This is a genomic window from Psychrobacter sp. 1Y4 (genome assembly GCF_051847555.1).
The window spans coordinates 1-623 of sequence record NZ_JBPYDE010000771.1 but is presented as its reverse complement, the minus strand read 5'-3'; the positions used below and the strand labels follow the sequence as shown (position 1 = coordinate 623).

Sequence of the window (623 nt, the reverse complement as noted above, 5' to 3'; positions counted from 1 at the left end):
AATTTGATGCAGGGGTTCGCTTTGGTAGTTTGGTCACCGAAGGTATGATATCGGTACGTATCGACTATGATGAGGAGATTGCTGTGGTCGGTTCGCCAGATTATTTCCTTGAGTTTGGCTTTCCCAAAACACCTATAGAGTTGAACGATCACAACTGCTTGGGCTATCGATTCATGGGTGGCGGTATGTATCACTGGGACTTTATGATTGATGGGCAGCCTTACAAATTAAAGACGCAAGGACAATGGGTGTTCTCGACTGATTACTCAGTGATTGATGCCGCAAAACGAGGACTAGGCATTGGTTATGTGCCCATCGATATGATTAAAGATGAGCTAAAAAACGGCAAGCTTATTCATATATTGAGAGAGTTCAGTCATACCTTTAGCGGCTTTCATTTATATTATCCGCATCATAATGTGTCACCTGCGCTACGAGCCGTTATTGATGCTTTGAAGCTCAAATAATTACTTGGGCTGCAAAGTATCAAGAAAATTCTAAGAAAAAATAGGCCATTCAAACACATTAAGACGGTCTCTAAAGTTATGACCATTTAAGGTATAATCATCTATAAATCAGAACCTAATGTTGATGTTTATGGCTAAAGTGTCTTTAGATCGCCC

Annotated in this window: 1 protein-coding gene; it reads left to right on the top strand. The window is 40.4% G+C overall.

Annotated features, from left to right (window positions below; all coding sequences use genetic code 11):
- On the top strand, window positions 1–467 hold a 467-nt coding region (locus ACS8FC_RS18800), incomplete at its 5' end, for a LysR substrate-binding domain-containing protein (protein ID WP_439297907.1).
- Window positions 468–623: the final 156 nt, after the last annotated feature.